The sequence below is a fragment of the Williamsia sp. M5A3_1d genome (genome assembly GCF_053345315.1).
Genome location: NZ_JBKEZX010000003.1, coordinates 180,885 through 202,345 on the forward strand (window position 1 = coordinate 180,885; position 21,461 = coordinate 202,345).

The following is a 21,461-nucleotide window of genomic DNA, read 5'->3' on the forward strand; positions in this document are numbered from 1 at the left end:
CCCGCCCGCGTAGGGTTACCCGCATGAAGGCACAGGTGCTCACCTCCGAGACCGGCCCGGGCGGGCTGGCACTGACCGACGTCGACGACCCCACCCCCGCCGAAGGGCAGGTCCTCGTCGACATCAAATCGTGCGGGGTGTGTTTCCCCGACCTGCTGATGTCGCAGGGCAAGTACCAGCTCCGCCTGCCCACACCGTTCACGCCCGGCACCGAGGTGGCAGGCGTGGTCGCCGAGGCACCCGATGGGTCGGGGTACTCGGTGGGGGACCGTGTGCTGGTGATGTCGGTCGTCGGGGGCTTCGCCGAGAAGGTCGCCGCGGCGCCCGCGCAGTTGCTCCCGATCCCCGAGGGCCTCACCTTCGACGAGGGTGCCGCGCTCGGCATCAACTTCCAGACCGCCCTGTTCGCGCTGCAGACCCGCGCGCACCTGCAGCCCGGCGAGACCGTCGGCGTGCTCGGCAGCGCGGGCGGCGTGGGCGTGGCCACCATCGCCGTGGCCAAGGCGCTCGGCGCGCGCGTCATCGCGATCGTGCACCGCAACGGAGCCGAGGAGATGTTGCGCGCCACCGGGGCCGACGAGGTCGTGTCGCTCACCGACGGCTGGGGTGACCGGGTGAAGGAGCTCACCGGCGGCGCCGGCGTCGACGTCCTCATCGACCCGGTGGGTGGCGAGGTGTTCGACGAGGCGCTGCGTCAGGTCGCCACCGACGGCCGGTTCGTGGTCATCGGGTTCGCCGCCGGCGGCATCCCGCAGGTGAAGTTGAACCGCGTGCTGTTCCGCAACATCGCTGTCGTCGGTGCGGCGTGGGGCGAGTACCTTCGTACCCACCCCGACCTGCCGAGCGAGCTGCACGAGCAGTTGACCACCATGATCGCCGACGGGATGCGCCCGCCGGTCAACCGGACCTATCCGCTCGCCGAACTGCCGCAGGCTCTCTCGGACCTCGAGAACGGGCAGATCCTCGGCAAGGCGGTCATCCACATCGCCGACTAGTCCCACCCACCGCCACCTCGATCGGGGAGACATCATGTGTCGCAACATCACCGAACTACGCGGACTGGAACCGCCTGCGACCGCGGTCGAGATAGAGGCCGCCGCGCGCCAGTACGTCCGCAAGGTGAGTGGGATCGCGAAGACCTCCCCGGCGAACGTCGAGGCGTTCGAGGCCGCGGTGGCGACCGTGACCGCGGCGACCACCACGCTGCTCGACGCCCTCCCGGCGCGGCGCCAACCGCCCCGCACCGTTCCGCCGCTGCGTCGGCCCGAGGTGGCGGCCCGCATCGCCGCGCGTGCGGCCGCCGGTCAGCCGCGGTAGGCGACGGGTAGGTCCTTGACGCCGTTGATCCAGCCCGACCGCAGTCGGGTGGGATCGGCCAGCTTGGTGATGTCCGGTGCGAGGTCGGCGAGGGCGTTGAACATGATGTCGACCTCCATGCGGGCCAGGTTCGCCCCGACGCAGTAGTGCGCGCCGCTACCACCGAAGGCCAGGTGCGGGTTGGGATTCCGCGTGATGTCGAATGTCCTCGGGTTCGCGAACACGTCGTCGTCGAAGTTGGCGGAGCTGTAGAACATCCCGACGCGCTCGCCGGCGCCGACGGTGACGTCGCCGAGCGTCACGTCGTTGATCGCGGTCCGCTGGAAACAGTGCACGGGCGTCGCCCAGCGGATCACCTCGTCGGCGGCGGTGGCGGGACGATCGCGCTTGAACAGCTCCCACTGGACCGGGTGGTCGAGAAACGCGTTCATGCCGTGCGTGATCGCGTTGCGAGTGGTCTCGTTGCCGGCCACGGCGATCAGGATGACGAAGAAGCCGAACTCGGCCTCGTCGAGGGCCTCACCGTCGACGTCGGCGTTCACCAGGGTGGTGATGATGTCGGAGGCCGGGTTCCTGCGCCTGTCCTCGGCCATCGCGTACGCGTAGCCGAGCAGTTGCGCGTTCGCATCGGCGGCATCGATGTCGCCGTAGTCGGGGTCGTCGGTGTTCATCACCGCATTGGTCCACGCGAACAACTTCTCCCGGTCCTCGGCGGGCACGCCGATGAGGTCGGCGATCGCCGTCAGCGGCAGGTCCACCGCGACGTCGTCGACGAAGTTCCCGGTGCCGCCTGCGATCGCGGCGGTGACGATCTCGCGGGCTCGGGCGTCGAGGATGTCGTGGAGCGCGTTGACCGCGCGCGGGGTGAACAGCCGCGACACCACCTTGCGCAGCCGGGTGTGTTCCGGCGGATCGTGGTTGATCAGCATGGCCTTGGTGTACTCGAGCAGTTCCGGGGTCATCATGTCGGGCAGACGCATCACGGCGCCCTGGGTGTTGCTCGACCAATCCGTCGAGTTCTTCGAGATGGCCCGGATGTCGGCGTGACGGGTCGCGACCCAGTAGCCGTTGTCGCGGAACGGCCCGACCGCGGGATCCTGATCGATCCAGAAGATGCGTTTGGTCTCGCGCATCTGCGCGAACTCGGTGTGGGGCATGCCGTTCTCGAGCAGAGCGGGATCGGTGAGATCCCAGCCGGCCCCGAACGGACATCGCGTGGGCAGGTCCGTCATCTGTCTTCTCTCGCAGACCGTGCGTGGTTGTCGATGACCCTGCCGAAGGTGAAGTTGAGCTTGGTGCCGAGTGGCCAGCCGATGTAGTAGCAGAGGAACAGGGCGATCTCGCGGAGCTGGTCGGGTTCGAGTTCCCCGTTGCCCAGTGCGGCCCCGGCCTGGATCTCGGCGACGTCGTCGAGGCCGGATGCGGCGAGAGCACCGAGCAGCAACAGACGCCGGTCGCGGACGGTGAGCCCCTCCCGGGTCCACACCTCGCCGAACAGGTGGTCGGCGGTGTGGGCGAAGTAGTCGCCGGGCCCGTCGGAGAGATCGAAACCGTAGACCTCGGCCATCTTGGCCAGGCCTTTGCGGCGCCGCTCGGACTGGGGCTGCTCTGATTGGGGCTGCTCGTTCGTCTCGGTCATCGGGTGACTCCGTTCCGGTGATGGGTGGCGATCTCGCCCGGTCCGACGCCGAGTCCGTCGCCGATCCGGTCCAACGTGATTCGGCCCAGAGGCAGGTCCACACCGAGTTGGTCGGCGAGATCCAATGCGAGCGCGACGTCCTTCTCACCCAGGCCGCGCACATGGGTGAACACCGAGTGCCAGAAGTCGTCGTCCGCGATCGGCGCGGTGGTGTCGCGCAGCATGATCGCGCCCGCGCCGCCGGTGATCGCGTCGGTGTGACGGACCACCTTGCCGAGCTTCACCAGGTCGATACCCGCGGCCTCGGCCAGGCGGGCGGCCTCGGTGGTCGCGGTGAACGAGATGAAGTGGAGGAGGTTGCGTGCCAACTTCATCCGGGTGCCCGCGCCCACCTCGCCTGCGTGGATGGTCATGTCCGAGACGAGTGCGAACACCGGCTTGACCGTCTCGTAGGCGGGACGCGGACCGCCGACCATGATGGCCAGCCGGCCCTGTTCGGCGCCGGGGGCGCCACCGGAGACCGGTGCGTCGACGAGGTCGACACCGTGCGCGGCGCAGACCTCGGCGAGATCGATCGCCGTGGCCGGCGCGATCGTGGAGTGCACGGCGATCACGGTTCCCGGCGTCGCGGTCTCGAGAATGCCGCCCGGACCGGTGATCACCGAGCGCACCTGAGCGTCGTCGAGCACGGTGACGGAGATGACGCGTGCGGTCGCTGCGACCTCGGCGGCGGTGGCGACCGCGGTGGCACCCGCCGCGACCACCTTCTCGGTCGCCTCGGGGCGGGCGTCGCAGACGGTGAGGCCGCCGGGCCACGCGACGAACCGCTGCGCGATGGGGGCACCCATGTTGCCCAGGCCGATGAACCCGATCCCGAACGCCGTGTCGGTACCTGCGGCCGTCATGATCGGATGATCTGTCCGCCATCGACATTGAATATCTGTCCGGTGATCCAGGAGGCCTCGTCGGACAGTAGGAACAGGCACGTGCCCTCGAGATCCTTCGGGGTGCCCATCCGCGACAGCGGCAGCTTCTTCACGATGTCGGCGACCATCTTGCCCGGCGTGGTGGATCGGGTGGCCTCGGTGTCGATGGGGCCGGGCGCGATCGCGTTGACGCGGATCCCGGAACCGCCGAGCTCGGTCGCGAGCTGCTGGGTGAGGCCGTTGATCCCGACCTTGGCCAGACCGTAGAAGCCGCTGTAGAGCCATGCGGCGGTGGAGGACTGGTTGACGATGGCGCTGCCCGGCTTCATGTGGCCATAGACCGCGCGGGTCACGTTGAGCGCTCCGTCGAGGTTCACGCTCATGAATTTCTTGTAGTAGTCCCACGGCACGGTGATGAGGAAGTCGAGTTGCATGCCGCCGTAGATGGCGGCGTTGTTGATGAGGTGATCGATCTGGCCGTACGCGTCGAGGGTGGCCTGTGCCAGCGCTTTGGCGGAGTCCTCGTCGGCGACGTCGGTGTGGACGTAGAGCCCGCCGATGTCGGCCGCGACCTTCTCGCCCGCCTCGTCGGACAGGTCGGCGATCACCACGTTGGCCCCCTCCGCGGCGAGTGCTCGTGCGTAGCCCTCACCGATGCCACCCGCGGCTCCGGTGACGATGGCGGTCTTTCCTTCGAACCTCATGTGTTGCTCTTCTCTGCAGGGGTGTTCGTGGGATGGGATCGATCAGGCCGGGGTGGCGACGGCCTTGGTCTCGAGGTATTCCTCGAAACCGAGTGCGCCCATCTCGCGTCCGATCCCGGACTGTTTGTATCCGCCGAAGGGGACGTCGGCGCCGTACCAGATGCCGCCGTTGACGCTCATGGTCCCGGTGCGTACACCGTCGACGACGTGGGCGATGCGGTCGGGATCGGTACCCCACACCGCGCCGGACAATCCGTAGGGCGAGTCGTTGGCGATGCGGATCGCGTCGTCGTCGCCGTCGTGCGGGATGATCACGAGCACCGGACCGAAGATCTCCTCCTGCGCCGCGCGCGCGGAGTTGTCGAGACCGGAGATGAGGGTGGGCTCGACGAAGAAGCCCCTCGGGTGGTTCTCCGGTCGGCCGCCACCGATCTCGACGGTGCCGCCCTCCTCTCTGGCGAGCGCGATGTAGGACTCCACCCGATCGCGCTGGACGGCCGAGATGACCGGGCCGCAGATGGTGCCCGGGTCGGTCGGGTCGCCGGCCTCGAGGCCCGCCATCGCCTTCCGGGTATAGCGGATGGCGTCGTCGTACCGCTCGCGGGGCACCAGCAGTCGGGTGGTGATGGCACAGCCCTGCCCGGCGTGGGTGACCACGCTGAACCCGGCCATCGAGCACGCGGCCTTCAGATCGGCGTCGTCGAGCACGATGAACGCCGACTTGCCGCCGAGTTCGAGGAACACCCTCTTGAGAGTGCCTGCGGCGGCGGTCATCACGGCTTTGCCGGTGGCGGTGGAGCCGGTGAACGAGACGATGTCGACCCGCGGGTCGGTGGAGAGCTGGGCGCCGACGGCGTGATCGCTGGAGGTGACGATGTTGATGACACCGGCCGGGATGTCGGTCTCGGTGGCGATCACCGTGCCGATCAGTGCTGCACACCAGGGGGTGTCGGGGGCGGGCTTGAGCACGACAGTGCACCCCGCGGCGAGTGCCGGGCCGATCTTCGCGAAGTTGATCTGGTGGGGGAAGTTCCACGGGGTGATCGCCCCGACGACGCCGGCCGCCTCGCGCTTGAGCCTCCGGTTGTTCGGGATGCCCATCGGTTCGGCACGCCCCAGATCGGTCTCCCAGGCGAAGGTCTCGGCGAGATCGGCGCAGTAACCGAGATCGGCGATCGGGCCCTCCAGCTGCGGGCCGGAGGTGAGGAACGCCGGCGCCCCCACCTCGGCGATGGTGATCTCGCGCAGCTCCTCGATGTGGCCCTGCAACGCATCTCGCAGTTGACGCAGGCACCGGGCGCGGAACGCGTGATCGCGCGACCAGGAGGTCGTGTCGAAGGCGTTGCGGGCGGATGCGATCGCGGCGTCCATGTCGGCGGCGGTGCCGTCCGCGGCGAGGCCGATGACCTCTTCGGTGGCCGGGTTGACGATCTCGAACGTTCCGCCGGAACCGGGGCGGAGTTCCCCGTCGATGAGGAGGTCCGAGCTCACCGCCGGGCGTAGCGTCCGTACGGCGACGTCGGGCTGCACCATGGGCCGAACTCCTATCTGGACACGTGTCTGGACTCGCGTTCAAAGCTAATGTAGCGTGACGGTCATGTCCACCCCCGTATTCGGTGAATCCGGCCCCAGTTCGCACGAGTCCACGCGTCGGCGGCTGACGAACCAGCAGGCCGAGACCGTCGCGAAGCTCACCGAGGCAGCACGGGAGGTGTTGGGCGAGGACGGTTTCGAGGGGATGACGATCCGCTCGGTCGCCAAGCGCGCCGGGGTCGCCCCGGCCACGGCGTACACCTACTTCAGCTCGAAGAACCACATCGTGGCGGAGCTGTTCTGGCGCATGCTGGTCACCTCCGTTCCCGAACCCGACTCGTCGTCGCCGCCTGCGGCACGCGCGGCCGACGTCCTGCGGCACGTCGCGCTCGTGGTGGCCGGCGAGGACCAGCTCGCCGGCGCGGTGACGGTCGCGCTGCTCGGCAGCGACCCCGACGTCGAGCACCTACGCCTCCGGGTGGGCGGCTTCATCCGCGAACGCCTCGCCGCCGCACTCGGCGTGCCCATGGACTCCGACGACCGCCGGATCGAGCTGCTCGAGATGCTGTATTCCGGCGCGCTGGTTCGCGCGGGCATGGGGTACGGGTCGTACTCCGACATCGCCGACCGGTTGGCCGACGCCGCCAAGCTCCTGCTGGAGGAACTGTCGTGACCACCGGCATGGAGACGACCGTGCCGTTCGATCCGTACGACTACGCGTTCCACGACGACCCGTACCCGACCTATGCGCGACTGAGGGCGGAGGCACCCGTCTACTACAACGCCGACAAGGACTTCTGGGCGCTCTCCAGGCACGCCGATGTGCGGACGGCCTTCCGCGATGCGCCGCGGCTGTCCAACAGCTGGGGCGTGTCGCTCGACCCGGCCGCCTACGGCCCCGACGCACACATGGCGATGTCGTTTCTGGCGCTGGACGATCCGAAACACATGCGCATCCGCAAGCTGGTGTCGAAGGGGTTCACACCGAACCGCGTCCATCAGCAGACCGAGCGCATCACCGAACTCGCGCGTCAGCACTGGGACCGGTGTCTGGAGATGGGGGAGTTCGATTACGTCTCGGACTTCGCCGGCCTGCTCCCCATGGACGTGGTGTCGGAACTGCTCGTGGTGCCGGAGGCCGACCGTGCACGACTGCGTCAGCTCTCCGACGATCTGATCCACCGCGACGAGGGTGTCTTCGACGTACCTCCCGCCGCCGTCGATGCCTACTTCGCTCTGGCGCAGTACTATTCGGATCTCATCGACGACCGCCGCGCGAATCCCGGGTCGGACATGGTCTCGGTCCTGATCGATGCCGAGGTCGCCGGTGACGAACTGGCGGGGGAGCAGGCCGGGGAACCGACGCGGCTGACCACCGACGAGATCATCGGCTTCCTGATCCTGATGATCGTCGCGGGTAACGAGACGACCACGAAACTGCTCGCCAACGCGATCTATTGGGCCTCGGTGAACCCCGACGAGCTCGCCAAGCCGCTGAACGATCCTCAGGCGGTCCCGGCGTGGACCGAGGAGACACTGCGCTACGACAACTCGACACAGATGGTGTTGCGCCGCGTCCTCGAGGATGTCGAGTACGGCGGCTACACCATCCCGGCGGGTCAACGCGTGCTGCTGCTCCTGGGATCGGCCAACCGCGACGACGACGTGTTCGACGACCCTGACGTCTATCAGATCGGCAGGGACAGTTCGCAGGCGCTCACCAGCTTCGGTCTCGGGACCCACTTCTGCCTCGGTGCGCATCTCGCTCGCCTCGAGGCGAACGTGGCCCTGACCGAGATCGTGAAGTCGGTGTCGACGATCGAGCTCGACCTCGACAACGCGGTCCGCGTGCACTCGGTGAACGTGCGAGGATTTGCGAGCCTCCCGATGACCGTGACGGCGCGATAGATGCCGCGCTATCCCGGGCACCCCGAGCGGCGACCGGTCCTCATCGCCGGTGGATCATCGGGTATCGGTGCGGCCACCGGTGTGATGCTCGCCGCCGCAGGACATCCCGTCGCCCTCGGCGCCCGCCGGGTCGAGAGGTCGCAGGAGTTCGTCGAGAAGATCGTCGCGGCCGGCGGCGAGGCCATCGCGGTTCCGCTCGACATCACCGACGTCGCCTCGATCGACGAGTGCATCACGAAGGCCGAGGCCGAACTGGGCCCGCTCGAGGTCGTCGTGTCCGGTGCGGGTGATCTCTGGCCCGGGCGCACCTTCGAGATGTCCGACGAGGAGTTCGCGAACCAGGTCACCATCCATCTGTTGGGCGCGCAGCGGCTGTATCGCCGGATCGTCCCGGAGATGATCGACCGTCGCCGTGGCGATGTCGTGTTCATCAGTTCCGACGTGGCCGCCGACCCGCGACCGCACATGGGGGCCTACGCGGCGGCCAAGGCCGGTGTCGAGGCACTGGCCCTGGTGGCCCGTCAGGAACTCGAGGGCACCGGCGTGCGCGCCAGCCTCGTCCGCCCCGGTCAGACCATGACCGGAATGGGCACCAACTTCGACGCCGACACCGCCGCGGCGATGTTGAACGACTGGGTGACCTTCGGGTTCGCGCGCCACGGCTTCTTCCTCAAACCGGTCCACCTCGCGACCGCCATCACCACCGTCGTGACGATGCCCCGCGGTGCGCACATGCGCCTCGTCGAGGTCGAGGCAGAAGCGCCGATCCGCGACTCCTCCCAGCCCGAGAAGCCCCAGCAAGGAGACACCGCATGACCCTGACCAGACCAGCCCGCGTGTCCGGTGGAGAGGGCGAACACGGTCACCTCGACGAGCTGGCGTCGGATCCCATCGGCCTGTTCTGGCGTATCCGCGACGAGTGCGGCGATGTGGGGCAGTTCCAGCTCGCCGACCGCGAGATCGTGCTGGTGACCGGGGCCACGGCCAACGAGGAGTTCTTCCGGGCGCCCGAGGAGGATCTCGACCAGGCCGCCGCCTACCCGTTCATGACACCGATCTTCGGTGAGGGCGTCGTGTTCGATGCGAGTCCCGAGGAACGGTCGCAGGCCATCCACAACTCGGCGCTCAAGGCCCAACACATGAAGCAGCACGCGATCACGATCCCGAACGAGGTCGAACGCATCATCGCCGACTGGGGTGACAAGGGCGAGATCGACCTGCTGGAATTCTTCGCCGAGCTGACGCTGTACACGTCGTCGGCCTGCCTGATCGGGCGAAAGTTCCGGGAGCAGTTGACCGGTCACATCGCCCACCTGTTCCACGACCTGGAGAAGGGCACCGACCCGATCGCCTACGTCGATTACCACGCCGACATCGAGAGCTTCCGCAAGCGCGACGAATCCCGCACCGAGTTGCAGGAGTTCATCCAGGGCGTGATGAACGACCGCATCGCCAATCCTCCGGTGGACAAGGAGGATCGCGATCTGATGGACGTGCTGGTGTCGGTGGGTTTCGACTCCAACACCATCACCGGCATGTTCATCTCGATGATGTTCGCCGGGCACCACACCACCTCGGGCACCGCCGCCTGGACACTCATCGAACTGCTCCGGCACCCCGAGTACATGGCGCAGGTGTACGACGAGCTCGACGAGATCTACGGCGACACCCCCGCCGGCGAGCGTCCGGAGTACACCTTCGCCCACACCCGGCAGATGCCGAAGGTGGAGGCCGCGCTGAAAGAGGCCTTGCGCCTGCACCCTCCGCTGATCATCCTCATGCGCGTGGTGCAGAACGACATCCACATCTCCGATGTCGAGATCGCCGCCGGTCAGTCCATTGCGGTGTCGCCCGCGATCTCGAACAGGCTGCCCGAGGACTTCCCCGATCCCGACGCCTTCGACCCCGCCCGCTACCAGAAGCCACGTCAGGAAGATCTCGCGAACCGGTGGACCTGGATCCCGTTCGGTGCCGGTCGACACCGTTGTGTCGGAGCGCAATTCGCGATCATGCAGCTCAAGGCGATCTTCTCGGTGCTGCTGCAGAACTATGAGTTCGAGATGGCCCAGCCGTCGGACTCGTATCGCAACGACCACTCGAAGATGGTGGTGCAGCTGCAGCAGCCGTGTCGGGTGTCCTATCGCAGGCGCGTCCGATGAGGATCGAGATCGACCGCGACCTCTGTCAGGGACACGGCATGTGCGAGATGGAGGCGCCGGAGGTGTTCGAGGCGTTCCGCGATCACGTCGAGTTGCGACAGGACCGCCCCGACGACAGCGACCGGGACGACGTCGAACGCGCCGTCCAGTACTGCCCCACACAGGCCCTGCGACTCGTGGCCGACCAGGAAGGCTAGATCCACATGGCTTTTGACCGATCCGAACTCGACGAGATGGTCGAGCGCTGGCTGCAGGCGAACCGAGAGGGCGAGGAGGCGGGCAACTGGCGCAATCTCGCCGAGTTCTACACCGCCGACGCCACCTACGGCTGGAACTACGGACCCAAGGACGACTTCATGGCCGTCGGCCGCGACGAGATCCGTGACATCGCGATCGGGTACGAGATGGACGGACTCGACGGCTGGACCTACCCGTACCAGTCCTGGGTGATCGACGAGAAGACCGGAGACATGCTCGGCCTGTGGAAGCAGGTGTTCGACGGGACACGCGCCGACGGCACGCGGTATGCGCTGGAGGGCATCCAGGGCAGTTGGTTCAAGTACGGCGGCGACTTCCAGTTCCGTTGGCAACGGGACTTCTTCGACTACGGCAACGTGGTCGCCCTGTTCATGGAGATGATCACCGACGGCGTCCTCACCGAGGGCATGAGCGCGCGGATGAACCGTGTGGCGAACGCGACCGAGCGGTTGCCGGGTTGGTATCCGCTCAACCAGACCCCCGTCCCGATGTGGTGAGGATCGCCTGAGGTGTCGTATTCCGAACTGTCCCAGCACGAGTTGGCCATCCTGGTCCCCGAACTGTTGCTCGCCGGCCAGCTGATCGACCGCAGTGCGATGGCCCATGTCATCGGCGACTTCGGGCGGGACGTGATGGCGCAGGTGGCCATCGAGGAGTGGATGGCCGCGAGTCCGGTCTACACCGCGCGCATGCGCAGGGCCATGGGCGTCGACGGGGACGGTGTGGTGGACATGTTCAAGTGCCTGCAGCTCGACATCGGCGCGCCCCCGCAGTTCATGGACTTCCGCTACTCGGTGATCGACGAACACCACGGCAGCTTCGTGCTCGACCACTGCGGCGCACTGATGGACGTGGAGCCGATGGGTGAGGACTACGTGACCGCGATGTGTCACGACATCGAGGACCCGACCTTCGACGCGACCGCCATCGCGACCAACAGGCGGGCGCGTATCCGCCCGGTGCATCGGCCGCCGCGCCGACCGGAGAACCGCACCCCGCACTGCGAATGGCTGGTGACCATCGAACCGGATCGCGACGAGCTCGAGTTGCCGGACTACACGCACACGATGTTCGCCACCCGTGCAGCCGAACTCGAGCTCTCGGCGATCGACCACTCCGAGAAGGGCTGGAACGACTACTCGCGTGATCTCCTCGACGACCTGCAGTTCCGCGACTGGGCCCACAGCACACTCGTGCGGACCGCCGAGGAGGTGGCGGTGCAGCATCAGCTGCTCATCATGGGGTTCATCGGTGCGGTGTCGCGTCGCACGTCGGCCGCCCACGCACGGGAACTGGTCGTCAAAGCGGTCACCGGGATCGCCGGTCTGACCGCCGAGCGGATTCGTTCCGCTCTCGGGATCAGCGGCGACGCAGCAGGTCTGGCCAGAGTGCTGTCGCTCCATCCGGCGCTGGGCCCGGAACAGTACGTCGGTCTGGGCGTCGTCACCACCGGCGCGGGCGCCGATGCGGGCGTGTCGGTGCGCATCCCGCAGGGCAGCGCCGCCGTCGCCGACCACAGCTGGCTGGTCCACCTCGATCCCGACAACCTGCTCCCGCTGCAGGCGATCGCCACCGCGGTCGATCCGCACTGGATCGTGCAGGGGGCCCGGATCGAGGAGGGGTTCCTCACCGTCGACATCGGCTGGGGCACCGAGCAACGCGAACGCAAGGAGGTCGCCGTCGTCCGTTTCAGCGGCGGCGCCGACTTCCGATTCGACGATCGCGGCGCCCCCCGATCGATCACGCCCCTCTCGATCACCCCGGTGTAGGAGTCCTGTCGTGGCGCAGAACCTGGCCGACCTCTTCGAGCACGCCGTCGACGCGGTTCCCGATCGGGTGGCGGTGATCGACGGCGACGAGCACCACACCTACTCCGACCTCGAGGGCAGGGCCAACCGGTGGGCGCGCCTGCTCGCCGACCGTGGTGTCGGCCGGGGCGATCACGTGGGCGTGCACATGCACAACGACGCCGACGCGCTCGCGGTGTTCCTGGCCGCGTACAAGATCCGCGCCGTCCCGGTGAACGTCAACTACCGATACCGGCCCGACGAGGCGGCCCACATCTACACCGACGCCGCGGTCGTCGCGGTGGTGACCCAGCGCGAGTGGGCCGAGGTCGCCGACGACGCCGCCGCGCTCACCGGTGGCATCCGGCCGACGGTGCTGGTCACCGGTCCCGACCTCGACGAGCAGCTGGCCGGTGTGTCGGCCGACCGGGAGGCGGTGGAGCGCAGCGGCGACGACCTGTTCCTGCTCTACACCGGAGGCACCACCGGGGCACCGAAGGGTGTGATGTGGCGCCAGTCGGACATGTGGCGAGTCCTGGGCGGCGGCATCGACTCCTATTCCGGTGAGCCGTTGCCCGACGAGTGGGCGCAATCGGCCCGTGCGGCGCAAAGTGCCGACGGCATGCGGTTCCTCATGCTGCCGCCACTGATCCACGTCTCGGGTCTCATGCCGACGCTCGGCGCGCTGTTCTCCGGCAACACCGTGATCCTGCAGGCCCGTTTCGACGCGACGCGGGTGTGGCGTGTCGTCGACCGGTGTCGGCCGAACATCATGGTCATCACCGGTGACGCGATGGGTCGCCCGCTGATCGACGAACTCGTGGCACGCGATGCCGCCGGTGAGCCCGTCGACACGTCGAGTCTGTTGGCGGTCAGCTCTGGTGCGGCGCTGTTCTCGCCGGCGCTCAAGGCGCGACTGCTGGAGTTGGTGCCGACGGTGGCGATCAGTGACTCCATCGGGTCGTCGGAGACGGGTTTCGGCGGGATACGGGTCTATTCGGCGGCCGACACCGCCTTCGTCACCGCCGACCATGCCGGTGGGCCGCGCGTGCCCGCGGGTCGAGGCGCCACGGTGATCGACGATGACGGCGTCCCGCTGACCGGGCCGGGGGAGGGCTGGTTCGCCAAGACCGGTCACCTGCCCATCGGGTACCACGGCGACGCGGCACAAACGGCCGCCATCTTCCGCGAACACGAGGGCGTGCGCATGGTGGTCAGCGGCGACCGTGCTCGCCTCGAGTCCGACGGCGCGATAACCCTTCTCGGGCGCGGTTCGCAGGTGGTGAACACCGGTGGCGAGAAGGTGTTCGTCGAGGAGGTCGAGGGCGTGTTGAAATCGCATCCCGCGGTCGGCGACGCCACGGTTCTCGGCGTCCCCGACGATCGCTACGGCCATCGGGTGGCCGCGGTGATCGCCGCGAGGGGACCCATCGACCTCGACGACGTCGACGCCCACCTGCGCACGACACTCGCCGGGTACAAGGTCCCACGCGTGTGGTGGCTCGTCGACGCCATCCGCCGGATGCCCAGCGGCAAGCCCGATTACCGCTGGGCGCAATCGGTCTCGACGTCGCAGAACCCGGCCCGGGACGACCGCGGCGAGCTCGCCCCCGGCCCACCGGCGTAGCAGAACGTCCCGCTGAGCGGGACGAACTGCTACCGATCCGCCGACACGAATGCGGTGGGGTCGATGCTGATCTTCAGGATGCCGGTGTCGACACGAATGCTGGGGAGTCTGATTGTGCGCACCGCCGGATCCGATGCCGGATCGGCAGGTAGGCCCCGCCCGACGAACAGGCAGTGACCGGCGACCCCGGCGTCCACCGTGCGATGGGTCACGGGGTCGGTGACGGTCAGCTCGACACCACCGGCCGCGTCGAGCGCGGTGTGGGAGGGCACGGGCACCGCACGGTGGAACCAGTCGGCGAAGAACGGGTACGACCGGTAGAACGTCCGGTCACCGTCGTCGGTGACCGTCGGGGTCGGCAACTGGATCGGCGAGCCGGGTGGTGTCAGCAGCGGACCTCGCGGGTATCCGGGCGCAGCGATCCCGTTCGGCGGGACCGCGGGGTCGATGACCAGTGGTGCCGCCCCCGCGAGTCCGCCACCACCCCACGCGAGCGCCGCCGCGGCGGCACCCACGACGCCTGTCGTCAGACCGATGACGTGTCTCCTCATGACGACATCGTCGTGGCCGGCACCATCGCGGAACAGGTTCCCGGTCGGGCTGATCGCAACGTCCCCGTCGTCCGTCACGCGACGAGCGCGGCGAGCAGGCCGGTGATCACCACGGCGACCGGGCCACGGACCATGGCGAGCAGCAGCAGCGGCTGCGTGGCTCCTCCTTGACCGGTGATGTAGACCGGCGCGTCGAAGGGAAGGTCGGGTCGCGTGGAGCGACGCACTGTCGCGATCGCCGATCCGACGGCGACGACGAGCACCACGGACAGCGACAGATGCCAGGTGAGGGCGACGACCGTGCAGCAGATGAGCACACCGGACACCGGGACCACCGAGTGGATCGCGGTCACCTCGAGATCTGATCCGCCGAATGCCCGCCGCAGCGCCGGGGTCTCGGCCAATCGCCGCAAACCCGAGGCCCACGCACATCCCGCGCGATACGCCAGCACCGTCGCCACGGCCGGTCCGACCGAGGTGAGGTACAGCGTCTGGGGGAGTGCGACGACGACAACCAGGACGACGGCGACGAGCACGAGATCGCCGCGGCGACGGATCAATCGGAGCACATCGGCGAGGATCATCGCGCGGATACGGTTGCCGTCGAGACGGCGACTGCGTGTCGACGAGCGGGCCGACTGCCACCGGACGATCCGCGCGGTGTCGATCCACCCGAGGTCGAGGGTCACCGCGGCCAGGCGCACCGCCGCGATGAATCCGTCGTCGGGAGCGAAGGCATCGCGGTGGAGATGTTCCACCGACCAGCGGTGACGTCCCCGTCGCGGGCGCCCCGAGAAACGCTCACTCGCGCGGTGCTGGTGCCACGTGCACACCGACAAGATGGTCACCGCGGCAACGACACCCGCGCCGAGGACGGGCGGGATCGCAGACCAGTCCAGCACGGCGACGACGGTCGCGGTGGCGAGGCATCCGACGAGAGTGACCCCCGCGGCTCGTCGTCGGCGGCGCGCCAGGACGGGTCCACGGCCGCTGGGACCGGACAGGCGCCACACCGCCTCGGCGCGAGAGACCCGCACCGGCCCCCACCACCACACCATGGTCCCGACCGCCAGCGCGCAGAGCGCGATCGCCCATCCGACGAGCACCATCGTCGGATGCGCCACGTCGTGGGCCACGCCGACGACCGTCGCGACGCGTTGTGGCTGCAGGAGATACCACCCGAGACCGGCGACGATCGCGCCCGTCATGACGATCCCGGGCGCGTCGTCGCGGGTGACACTCATCGGCCCACCGCCACCGTCGTGTGGGCGCAGCGCGTCACGAGTTCCGCGCTGTGGGTGGCGACCACCACCGACCGGCCGTCGGCGACAACCTGTTCGATCCGTTGTGCCACCCAGTCCCGTCCGGCCGCGTCGAGGCCGGCCTCGGGTTCGTCGAGCACGATCAGTCGCGCGGGACGAATCCAGACCGCGCACAGTGCGAACCGCTGCCGCTGGCCGGTCGAGAGGGTGTGCGGGAAGCGGTCGGCCAGATCGGCGATGCCTGCATCGGCGAGGGTGTCGGCTACCCGGGAGCCGTCGTCGACCCCGTGGGCCGCGCCGACGAGATCGAGATGTTCGGCGACGGTCAGCTCGGCGAAGGTGGCGTCGTCGCCGAGTTCGACCGCCACCAGCGCCCGGAACCGACCGTCGGTGTCGTCGGCGACCACGTCGTCGCCGGCGGAGGCGCGAAGGGTGACCGAACCCGAATCGGGATGGCGTAGACCGGCGATGGCCCGCAGGAGGGTCGATTTCCCGGAGCCGTTGGCCCCGGTGACGGCGAGGCATCGGCCCGCGTCGAGATCGAGGGTGAGATCGGTGAACAGGGTGGTGTCGCCTGCGGACAGGCAGAGACGATCGATGTGCAGCACGGCAGAGACTTTCGGTGCGTGGGGTCAGGGGATGGTGAGACCACCTGACGCAGCGACAGTCGCGGTCAGGCGGTGACGAACCCCTGGCCGGGCGCACGTGGACGGGCCGCGCGTGTGAGAGCGCGCTGGTGGGATGCGGGTGTACGCGGGGCGCGGTGTGCGCTCGTCCACCGATGGCCCGTGCCCGGTGGGACGACACCGCGACCGGCGGTCACGCATCGGAACACCCAGCGCGACAGGGTCGAACGCGCCTGCGGGTGCGACGCGAGGGCGATGACGGTGGCACCGATGGCGGCCGAGGTGAGCGCGACACCGACGTGTGGTGGCGATGGAGTCGTGAGCCCGATCATGGTCAGCCACCAGGCGATGGTCAGCACGGCGGTCGCGAGCGCCGAGGTCGAGGGCAGGAAGGCGACCGAGTGTGTTCTCGACCTCATTCGCCACCTCCCTGATCGTCGGACGTACACGCCGTGGGATACGAGTGTAGACATGACAACCCCCGTCGACGCCCTGGCCGCTTTCGGAGTGGGAGGGGACTCCCCGTCGGGCACCGTGGCGACGATGCGCCAACGTCTGGGACCGGCTCTCGTCGATCATCGCGGACGGATCGAACTCGCCGCGTATGCCGTCCTCGTCGACACCGTCGGCGGCGGCCCCTTCGTGGTGGCCACCGGTCCCGACCGCGGCGTTGTGCAGGCTCGACTTGCGTTCGCCACCGCCGGTGACGCCATCGAGCCGGAGGGGGTGCTCAGCGCGCAGGCGACGCTGCGCGACGACGGAGGCCAGTTCGGCCTCACCACGGTCGAGGTGACCGATTCGACGGGTCGGCTGCGTGGATCGGTCCTCGTCCGCAACGCCCGCACGGGTCGGGTGTTCGATCCGGAACTGCTCGCACGGGGGCGCAGCCCGTACGAGGCCGACGGCGGGCGAGCAGTCCCCGACACCCTGGGCACTGCCACGGACGTGCCGCCGCGTATCGATCCCGCGCTCACCGGCGCGCAGGTCGTCGAGGCCGTCGCGGCCGGTCGGCTCGCCGCGGGCCCCCTCGCGGAACTCCTGTCGCTGTCGGTCATAGCGGGTGATCCCGCACGCGGCACGGGGCCCGGCCTCGTGTGCACGCCCGCTGCGTGGATGGCCAACCCGCTGGGGACCATGCACGGCGGGGTGATCGCGGCCATCGCCGCGCAGGGCTGCTCGCTGACCGGTCAAGCCCACACCGCGCCCGGCCAGACGCACACCATCAGCGACTTCGCGATCGACTTCTTCCGATCGCCGCCTCTCGATGCGGGTGATCTGCTGGTCACGACCCGACCGGAACGGATCGGTCGTCGCCTCGGTGCCGTCTCCGCGACCTTCACCCAGGCCGACGGCACCCTTCTCGCGAGCGCCACCGCGAACGTCCGATTCGGCTGAGAAGGCGTTCTGGCCCGAAAAACAAGCAAGCGTGCTTGCTTTTTATTCCGACAGCTGTGACCCTCGACGCATGAGCGTTGTGCACGACCTCGTGGCCGACATGACCGCGGAGGCCGCGTCGCTGGACGATCTGGTCGCCGGCCTCGACGCCGCCGACTGGGCGACTCCGACCCCGGCCGAGGGCTGGACCATCGCCCATCAGATCGGCCACCTCTGGTGGACCGACCGGATGGCGACGCTGTCGGCGACCGATCCGGACGGCTTCGGCGACATGCTCGTCGTCGCCGCGAACAACCCGGCGAACTTCGTCGACGACGCCGCCGTCGAGGCCGCGCAGATCCCGCCGGCCGAACTGCTCGCGCGGTGGCGCGAGGGCCGCGCCGCGGTGGGCGAGGCGCTCGTGTCGGTCCCTGACGGCACGAAGCTCGCATGGTTCGGGCCGCCGATGTCCGCGGCGTCGATGGCCACCGCCCGGATCATGGAGACCTGGGCCCACGGACTCGATGTCGCCGACACCCTCGGCGTGGCCCGCCCGGCGACGTCGCGGCTGCGCAACGTCGCCCACATCGGGGTCCGCACCAGGGATTTCGCCTACATCCTCCACGGGCGCACCCCACCGACCACGCCGCTGCGCGTCGAACTCACCGCACCCGACGGCGGCGACACCTGGGAGTGGGGCCCGCCCGATGCCGACAACCGCGTGACCGGGACCGCCGAGGACTTCTGTCGCCTGGTCACCCAACGCCGGGCCGCAGCCGATCTCGACCTGGTCGTCACCGGCCCTGATGCAGCCGAATGGGCCCAGATCGCACAGTGTTTCGCCGGCGCGCCCGGTACCGGCCGCGCACCGCTCGGCTCCACCCCGACGGCAGGACAGTGATGACCACCCACGACGGCGCCGTCGCACCGGTACGGATCGGTAACGCCTCGGGCTTCTACGGCGACCGCTTCTCGGCGATGCGCGAGATGCTCGACGGCGGTGGCCTCGACTTCCTCACCGGTGACTACCTCGCCGAACTGACGATGCTCATCCTGGGCCGCGACCGGCTGCGCGACCCCTCCCGCGGCTACGCCTCGACGTTCCTGCGACAGATGCGGGAGTGCCTCGCCCTCGCGCAGGAACGCGGAGTCCGGATCGTCGCCAACGCCGGCGGACTCAACCCGAAGGGATTGGCCGCCGACCTCGGCGAACTCGCCGCCGACCTCGGTGTGACGGTGGCGATCGCCCACGTCGACGGCGACGACCTCGTCGACCGCGCCGACGAACTCGGCCTCGGTACACCGCTGACCGCCAACGCCTACCTCGGGGCCTTCGGCATCGCCGCGGCACTCGACGCCGGCGCCGACATCGTCGTCACCGGACGCATCACCGACGCATCGCTGGCGGTCGGTCCCGCCGCGAGCCACTTCGGTTGGCGCCACGACGATCTCGACGCCCTCGCCGGCGCAGTCGCCGCCGGGCACGTCATCGAGTGCGGCACGCAGGCCACCGGCGGCAACTACGCCTTCTTCACCGAGATCGACGACCTGTCGCGACCGGGGTTCCCCATCGCCGAGATCGCCGCCGACGGGAGTTCGGTGATCACCAAGCACCCCGGAACCGGGGGAGCGGTCACCGTCGGGACCGTCACCGCGCAGCTGCTCTACGAGATCACCGGTCCCCGGTACCTCGGGCCGGATGTCACCACGCGTATGGACTCGATCTCGCTCGAACAGGTCGGCACCGACCGCGTCCGTATCAGCGGCGTGCGCGGCGAGGCCCCGCCCGACACGCTGAAGGTGTCGCTGAACATGCTCGCCGGCTTCCGCAACGAGGTCACGATGGTGCTCACCGGCCTCGACATCGACGCCAAGGCGCGCCTCGTCACCGAACAGTTCGAATCGTCGTTGGCGACGAAACCCGAGACCCTCACCTGGGAGCTGTCGCGCACCGATCGCGCCGACGGTGCCACCGAGGCGCAGTCGAGCGCGCTGCTGCGGGTCATCGGCAAGAGCCGCGACGCCGACGTCGTCGGGCGCCACTTCTCGGCCGCCGCGGTCGAACTCGCGTTGGCGAGTTACCCCGGGTTCACCATGACCACCCCGCCCGGCAAGGGCAGCCCTTACGGCGTGTTCGAGCCGGGGTACGTCCCCGCCGACGCCGTCACCCACCGGGTGACGCTGCCCGACGGCTCGGTGACGGTGATCGAGCCGAGTCCGCTGCGCGGCCCGTCGATCCCGGATGCACCTGAGACGCCGTCACCGGTCGGCGACTGGGGTCCCACCACCCCGGCGCCCCTCGGCCTGATCGCCGGCGCACGCAGTGGCGACAAGGGTGGCAGCGCCAACATCGGTGTGTGGGTGCGCGATCCGGAGCACTACGCGTGGCTCGAGCAGACCCTCACCGTCGAGGAACTACGCCGGCTGCTCCCCGAGACCGAGCACCTGCGGATCGCCCGGTACCGCCTGCCGAACCTGCTCGCGGTGAACTTCGTGATCGAGGAGATCCTCGGTCGCGGCGTCGCCGACAACGTCCGCTTCGACCCGCAGGGCAAGGGTCTCGGCGAATGGCTGCGCGCCCGCGTGGTCGACATCCCCGATCGATTCGAGGTCATCTGAATGAGTCTTGCGACACCCGCCTGGGAGACCCCGGAACGCCGCGAGTTGCGTAGCACGGTTGCCGGATTCGTCGAACGTCACATCCTGCCGTTCCAGAACGACTGGGAGCGTGAGGGACTCATCCCGCGCGAATTGCATCTCGAGGCGGCCAAGCTCGGTCTGCTGGGTGTCGGCTTCCCCGAGTCCGTGGGTGGATCGGGCGGTGACCTCGTCGACGCGACCATCGCCGGCGAGGTGTTGCACGAACGCGGTGCGGCCGGCGGCATCTACGCCTCGCTGTTCACCCACGGCATCGCTCTGCCCCACCTGATCGCCGCCGGTGATCCCGACCAGATCGACCGCTGGGTGCGACCGACGTTGGCGGGGGAGAAGATCGGCAGCCTGGCCATCACCGAGCCCGGCGGTGGCAGCGACGTCGGGCACCTGACGACGAAGGCCGTGCGCGACGGCGATCACTTCGTGGTCAACGGAGCGAAGACCTACATCACCTCTGCGGTCCGCGCCGACTTCATCGTGACCGCGGTCCGCACCGGTGGTCCCGGTGCCGGTGGTGTCTCCCTGCTGGTGATCGACACCGACACACCGGGATTCTCCGTCAGCCGCAAGCTCGACAAGATGGGCTGGCGCTGCTCGGACACCGCCGAACTCAGCTTCGTCGACGCCCGCGTGCCGGTGGCCAACCTGGTGGGCGTCGAGAACAGCGGGTTCACCCAGATCGCCGCCGCGTTCGTCACCGAACGCGCAGGGCTCGCCACGCAGGCCTACGCCAGCGCCCAACGGTGCCTCGACATCACCCTCGAGTGGGTCCGCACCCGCGAGACCTTCGGCAAACCGCTCATCGCCCGACAGTCGGTGCAGGACAGCGTCACCGAGATGGCACGCCGCATCGACATCGCCCGCACCTACACCCGCGCGGTGGTCGACCGGAAAGTGAATAGCACCGACGACCTCATCGCCGAGGTGTGCTTCGCCAAGAACACCGCCGTCGAGGCCGGCGAGTGGGTCGCCAACAAGGCGATGCAGCTGTTCGGTGGCCTCGGTTACATGGCCGAATCGGAGATCGAGCGGCAGTACCGCGACATGCGCATCATCGGCATCGGCGGCGGTACCACCGAGATCCTCACCGGCCTCGCCGCGAAACGACTCGGATACCAGGCATGAAGGGCAGCAA

The 21,461-nt window shown here is 68.8% G+C and carries 23 protein-coding genes; 14 read left to right on the forward strand and 9 right to left on the reverse strand.

Annotated elements, in window-relative coordinates:
• Positions 1 to 23 precede the first annotated feature (23 nt).
• Together ACLBW1_RS13285 and ACLBW1_RS13290 are read left to right on the forward strand one after the other, a co-directional pair.
• Positions 24 to 995, forward strand: a complete 972-nt coding sequence (locus tag ACLBW1_RS13285; protein ID WP_447812318.1) for an NADPH:quinone oxidoreductase family protein — start codon at positions 24 to 26, stop codon at positions 993 to 995.
• A 34-nt stretch (positions 996 to 1,029) separates the two neighbouring features.
• Positions 1,030 to 1,317: a DUF2277 domain-containing protein gene (locus ACLBW1_RS13290; protein ID WP_447812319.1), complete on the forward strand. Its 288-nt coding sequence runs from the start codon at positions 1,030 to 1,032 to the stop codon at positions 1,315 to 1,317.
• Here ACLBW1_RS13290 and ACLBW1_RS13295 read toward each other — a convergent pair.
• The 5 genes from ACLBW1_RS13295 to ACLBW1_RS13315 are packed head-to-tail and all read right to left on the reverse strand — an operon-like array spanning position 1,305 to position 6,119.
• The gene (locus ACLBW1_RS13295) at positions 1,305 to 2,549 is read right to left on the reverse strand and encodes a cytochrome P450 (protein ID WP_447812320.1); all 1,245 of its coding nucleotides are present in this window, start codon (positions 2,547 to 2,549) and stop codon (positions 1,305 to 1,307) included. The genes ACLBW1_RS13290 and ACLBW1_RS13295 overlap by 13 nt on opposite strands.
• Positions 2,546 to 2,956: a carboxymuconolactone decarboxylase family protein gene (locus ACLBW1_RS13300; protein WP_447812321.1), complete on the reverse strand. Its 411-nt coding sequence runs from the start codon at positions 2,954 to 2,956 to the stop codon at positions 2,546 to 2,548. The genes ACLBW1_RS13295 and ACLBW1_RS13300 overlap by 4 nt, the downstream gene beginning before the upstream one ends.
• On the reverse strand, positions 2,953 to 3,861 hold the full coding sequence (locus ACLBW1_RS13305) for an NAD(P)-dependent oxidoreductase (protein WP_447812322.1): 909 nt from the start codon (positions 3,859 to 3,861) through the stop codon (positions 2,953 to 2,955). The genes ACLBW1_RS13300 and ACLBW1_RS13305 overlap by 4 nt, the downstream gene beginning before the upstream one ends.
• Positions 3,858 to 4,586: an SDR family oxidoreductase gene (locus tag ACLBW1_RS13310; protein ID WP_447812323.1), complete on the reverse strand. Its 729-nt coding sequence runs from the start codon at positions 4,584 to 4,586 to the stop codon at positions 3,858 to 3,860. Before ACLBW1_RS13310 ends, ACLBW1_RS13305 begins: the two co-directional genes overlap by 4 nt.
• Before the next feature lie 42 nt (positions 4,587 to 4,628).
• Complete coding sequence (locus ACLBW1_RS13315) at positions 4,629 to 6,119, reverse strand: aldehyde dehydrogenase (protein ID WP_447812324.1); 1,491 nt, start codon at positions 6,117 to 6,119, stop codon at positions 4,629 to 4,631.
• A 64-nt stretch (positions 6,120 to 6,183) separates the two neighbouring features.
• On the opposite strand from ACLBW1_RS13315, the gene ACLBW1_RS13320 reads away from it, so the two are divergent.
• The 8 genes from ACLBW1_RS13320 to ACLBW1_RS13355 are packed head-to-tail and all read left to right on the forward strand — an operon-like array spanning position 6,184 to position 13,858.
• Entirely contained in the window at positions 6,184 to 6,792 is a 609-nt protein-coding gene (locus tag ACLBW1_RS13320; protein ID WP_447812325.1) for a TetR/AcrR family transcriptional regulator, read from the forward strand.
• An 8-nt stretch (positions 6,793 to 6,800) separates the two neighbouring features.
• Positions 6,801 to 8,027 carry a cytochrome P450 gene (locus tag ACLBW1_RS13325; RefSeq protein WP_447812962.1) on the forward strand — a complete coding sequence of 409 codons (1,227 nt, stop codon included), beginning with the start codon at positions 6,801 to 6,803 and terminating at the stop codon, positions 8,025 to 8,027.
• Positions 8,028 to 8,843: an SDR family oxidoreductase gene (locus ACLBW1_RS13330; RefSeq protein WP_447812326.1), complete on the forward strand. Its 816-nt coding sequence runs from the start codon at positions 8,028 to 8,030 to the stop codon at positions 8,841 to 8,843.
• The gene (locus ACLBW1_RS13335; protein ID WP_447812327.1) at positions 8,840 to 10,186 is read left to right on the forward strand and encodes a cytochrome P450; all 1,347 of its coding nucleotides are present in this window, start codon (positions 8,840 to 8,842) and stop codon (positions 10,184 to 10,186) included. Before ACLBW1_RS13330 ends, ACLBW1_RS13335 begins: the two co-directional genes overlap by 4 nt.
• Positions 10,183 to 10,383 (forward strand): ferredoxin, encoded by a 201-nt coding sequence (locus ACLBW1_RS13340; RefSeq protein ID WP_447812328.1) that lies wholly within the window; start codon positions 10,183 to 10,185, stop codon positions 10,381 to 10,383. The genes ACLBW1_RS13335 and ACLBW1_RS13340 overlap by 4 nt, the downstream gene beginning before the upstream one ends.
• Positions 10,384 to 10,389: 6 nt before the next feature.
• Entirely contained in the window at positions 10,390 to 10,941 is a 552-nt protein-coding gene (locus ACLBW1_RS13345) for a nuclear transport factor 2 family protein (protein WP_447812329.1), read from the forward strand.
• A gap of 12 nt (positions 10,942 to 10,953) precedes the next feature.
• Positions 10,954 to 12,213 (forward strand): hypothetical protein, encoded by a 1,260-nt coding sequence (locus tag ACLBW1_RS13350; protein ID WP_447812330.1) that lies wholly within the window; start codon positions 10,954 to 10,956, stop codon positions 12,211 to 12,213.
• A 10-nt stretch (positions 12,214 to 12,223) separates the two neighbouring features.
• The gene (locus ACLBW1_RS13355; RefSeq protein WP_447812331.1) at positions 12,224 to 13,858 is read left to right on the forward strand and encodes an acyl-CoA synthetase; all 1,635 of its coding nucleotides are present in this window, start codon (positions 12,224 to 12,226) and stop codon (positions 13,856 to 13,858) included.
• 29 nt (positions 13,859 to 13,887) lie between these two features.
• Here ACLBW1_RS13355 and ACLBW1_RS13360 read toward each other — a convergent pair whose 3' ends face one another.
• The 4 genes from ACLBW1_RS13360 to ACLBW1_RS13375 all read right to left on the reverse strand — a co-directional run bounded on the left by ACLBW1_RS13360 (position 13,888) and on the right by ACLBW1_RS13375 (position 16,716).
• Positions 13,888 to 14,409, reverse strand: a complete 522-nt coding sequence (locus ACLBW1_RS13360) for a hypothetical protein (protein ID WP_447812332.1) — start codon at positions 14,407 to 14,409, stop codon at positions 13,888 to 13,890.
• A 74-nt stretch (positions 14,410 to 14,483) separates the two neighbouring features.
• Entirely contained in the window at positions 14,484 to 15,653 is a 1,170-nt protein-coding gene (locus tag ACLBW1_RS13365) for a DUF6297 family protein (protein ID WP_447812333.1), read from the reverse strand.
• Positions 15,650 to 16,279 (reverse strand): ABC transporter ATP-binding protein, encoded by a 630-nt coding sequence (locus ACLBW1_RS13370; protein ID WP_447812334.1) that lies wholly within the window; start codon positions 16,277 to 16,279, stop codon positions 15,650 to 15,652. The genes ACLBW1_RS13365 and ACLBW1_RS13370 overlap by 4 nt, the downstream gene beginning before the upstream one ends.
• 65 nt (positions 16,280 to 16,344) lie before the next feature.
• Positions 16,345 to 16,716 (reverse strand): hypothetical protein, encoded by a 372-nt coding sequence (locus ACLBW1_RS13375; protein ID WP_447812335.1) that lies wholly within the window; start codon positions 16,714 to 16,716, stop codon positions 16,345 to 16,347.
• Between the two features lie 52 nt (positions 16,717 to 16,768).
• Between ACLBW1_RS13375 and ACLBW1_RS13380 the strand changes: the two genes are divergently transcribed.
• The 4 genes from ACLBW1_RS13380 to ACLBW1_RS13395 all read left to right on the forward strand — a co-directional run bounded on the left by ACLBW1_RS13380 (position 16,769) and on the right by ACLBW1_RS13395 (position 21,451).
• Complete coding sequence (locus ACLBW1_RS13380) at positions 16,769 to 17,692, forward strand: PaaI family thioesterase (RefSeq protein WP_447812336.1); 924 nt, start codon at positions 16,769 to 16,771, stop codon at positions 17,690 to 17,692.
• Between the two features lie 70 nt (positions 17,693 to 17,762).
• Entirely contained in the window at positions 17,763 to 18,572 is an 810-nt protein-coding gene (locus ACLBW1_RS13385; protein WP_447812337.1) for a TIGR03084 family metal-binding protein, read from the forward strand.
• Complete coding sequence (locus ACLBW1_RS13390) at positions 18,572 to 20,290, forward strand: acyclic terpene utilization AtuA family protein (protein WP_447812338.1); 1,719 nt, start codon at positions 18,572 to 18,574, stop codon at positions 20,288 to 20,290. The genes ACLBW1_RS13385 and ACLBW1_RS13390 overlap by 1 nt, the downstream gene beginning before the upstream one ends.
• A complete protein-coding gene (locus tag ACLBW1_RS13395) occupies positions 20,291 to 21,451 on the forward strand; it encodes an acyl-CoA dehydrogenase family protein (RefSeq protein WP_447812339.1) in 1,161 nt (386 codons plus the stop codon). It abuts the gene before it with no gap.
• The last annotated feature ends 10 nt before the right edge of the window (positions 21,452 to 21,461 follow it).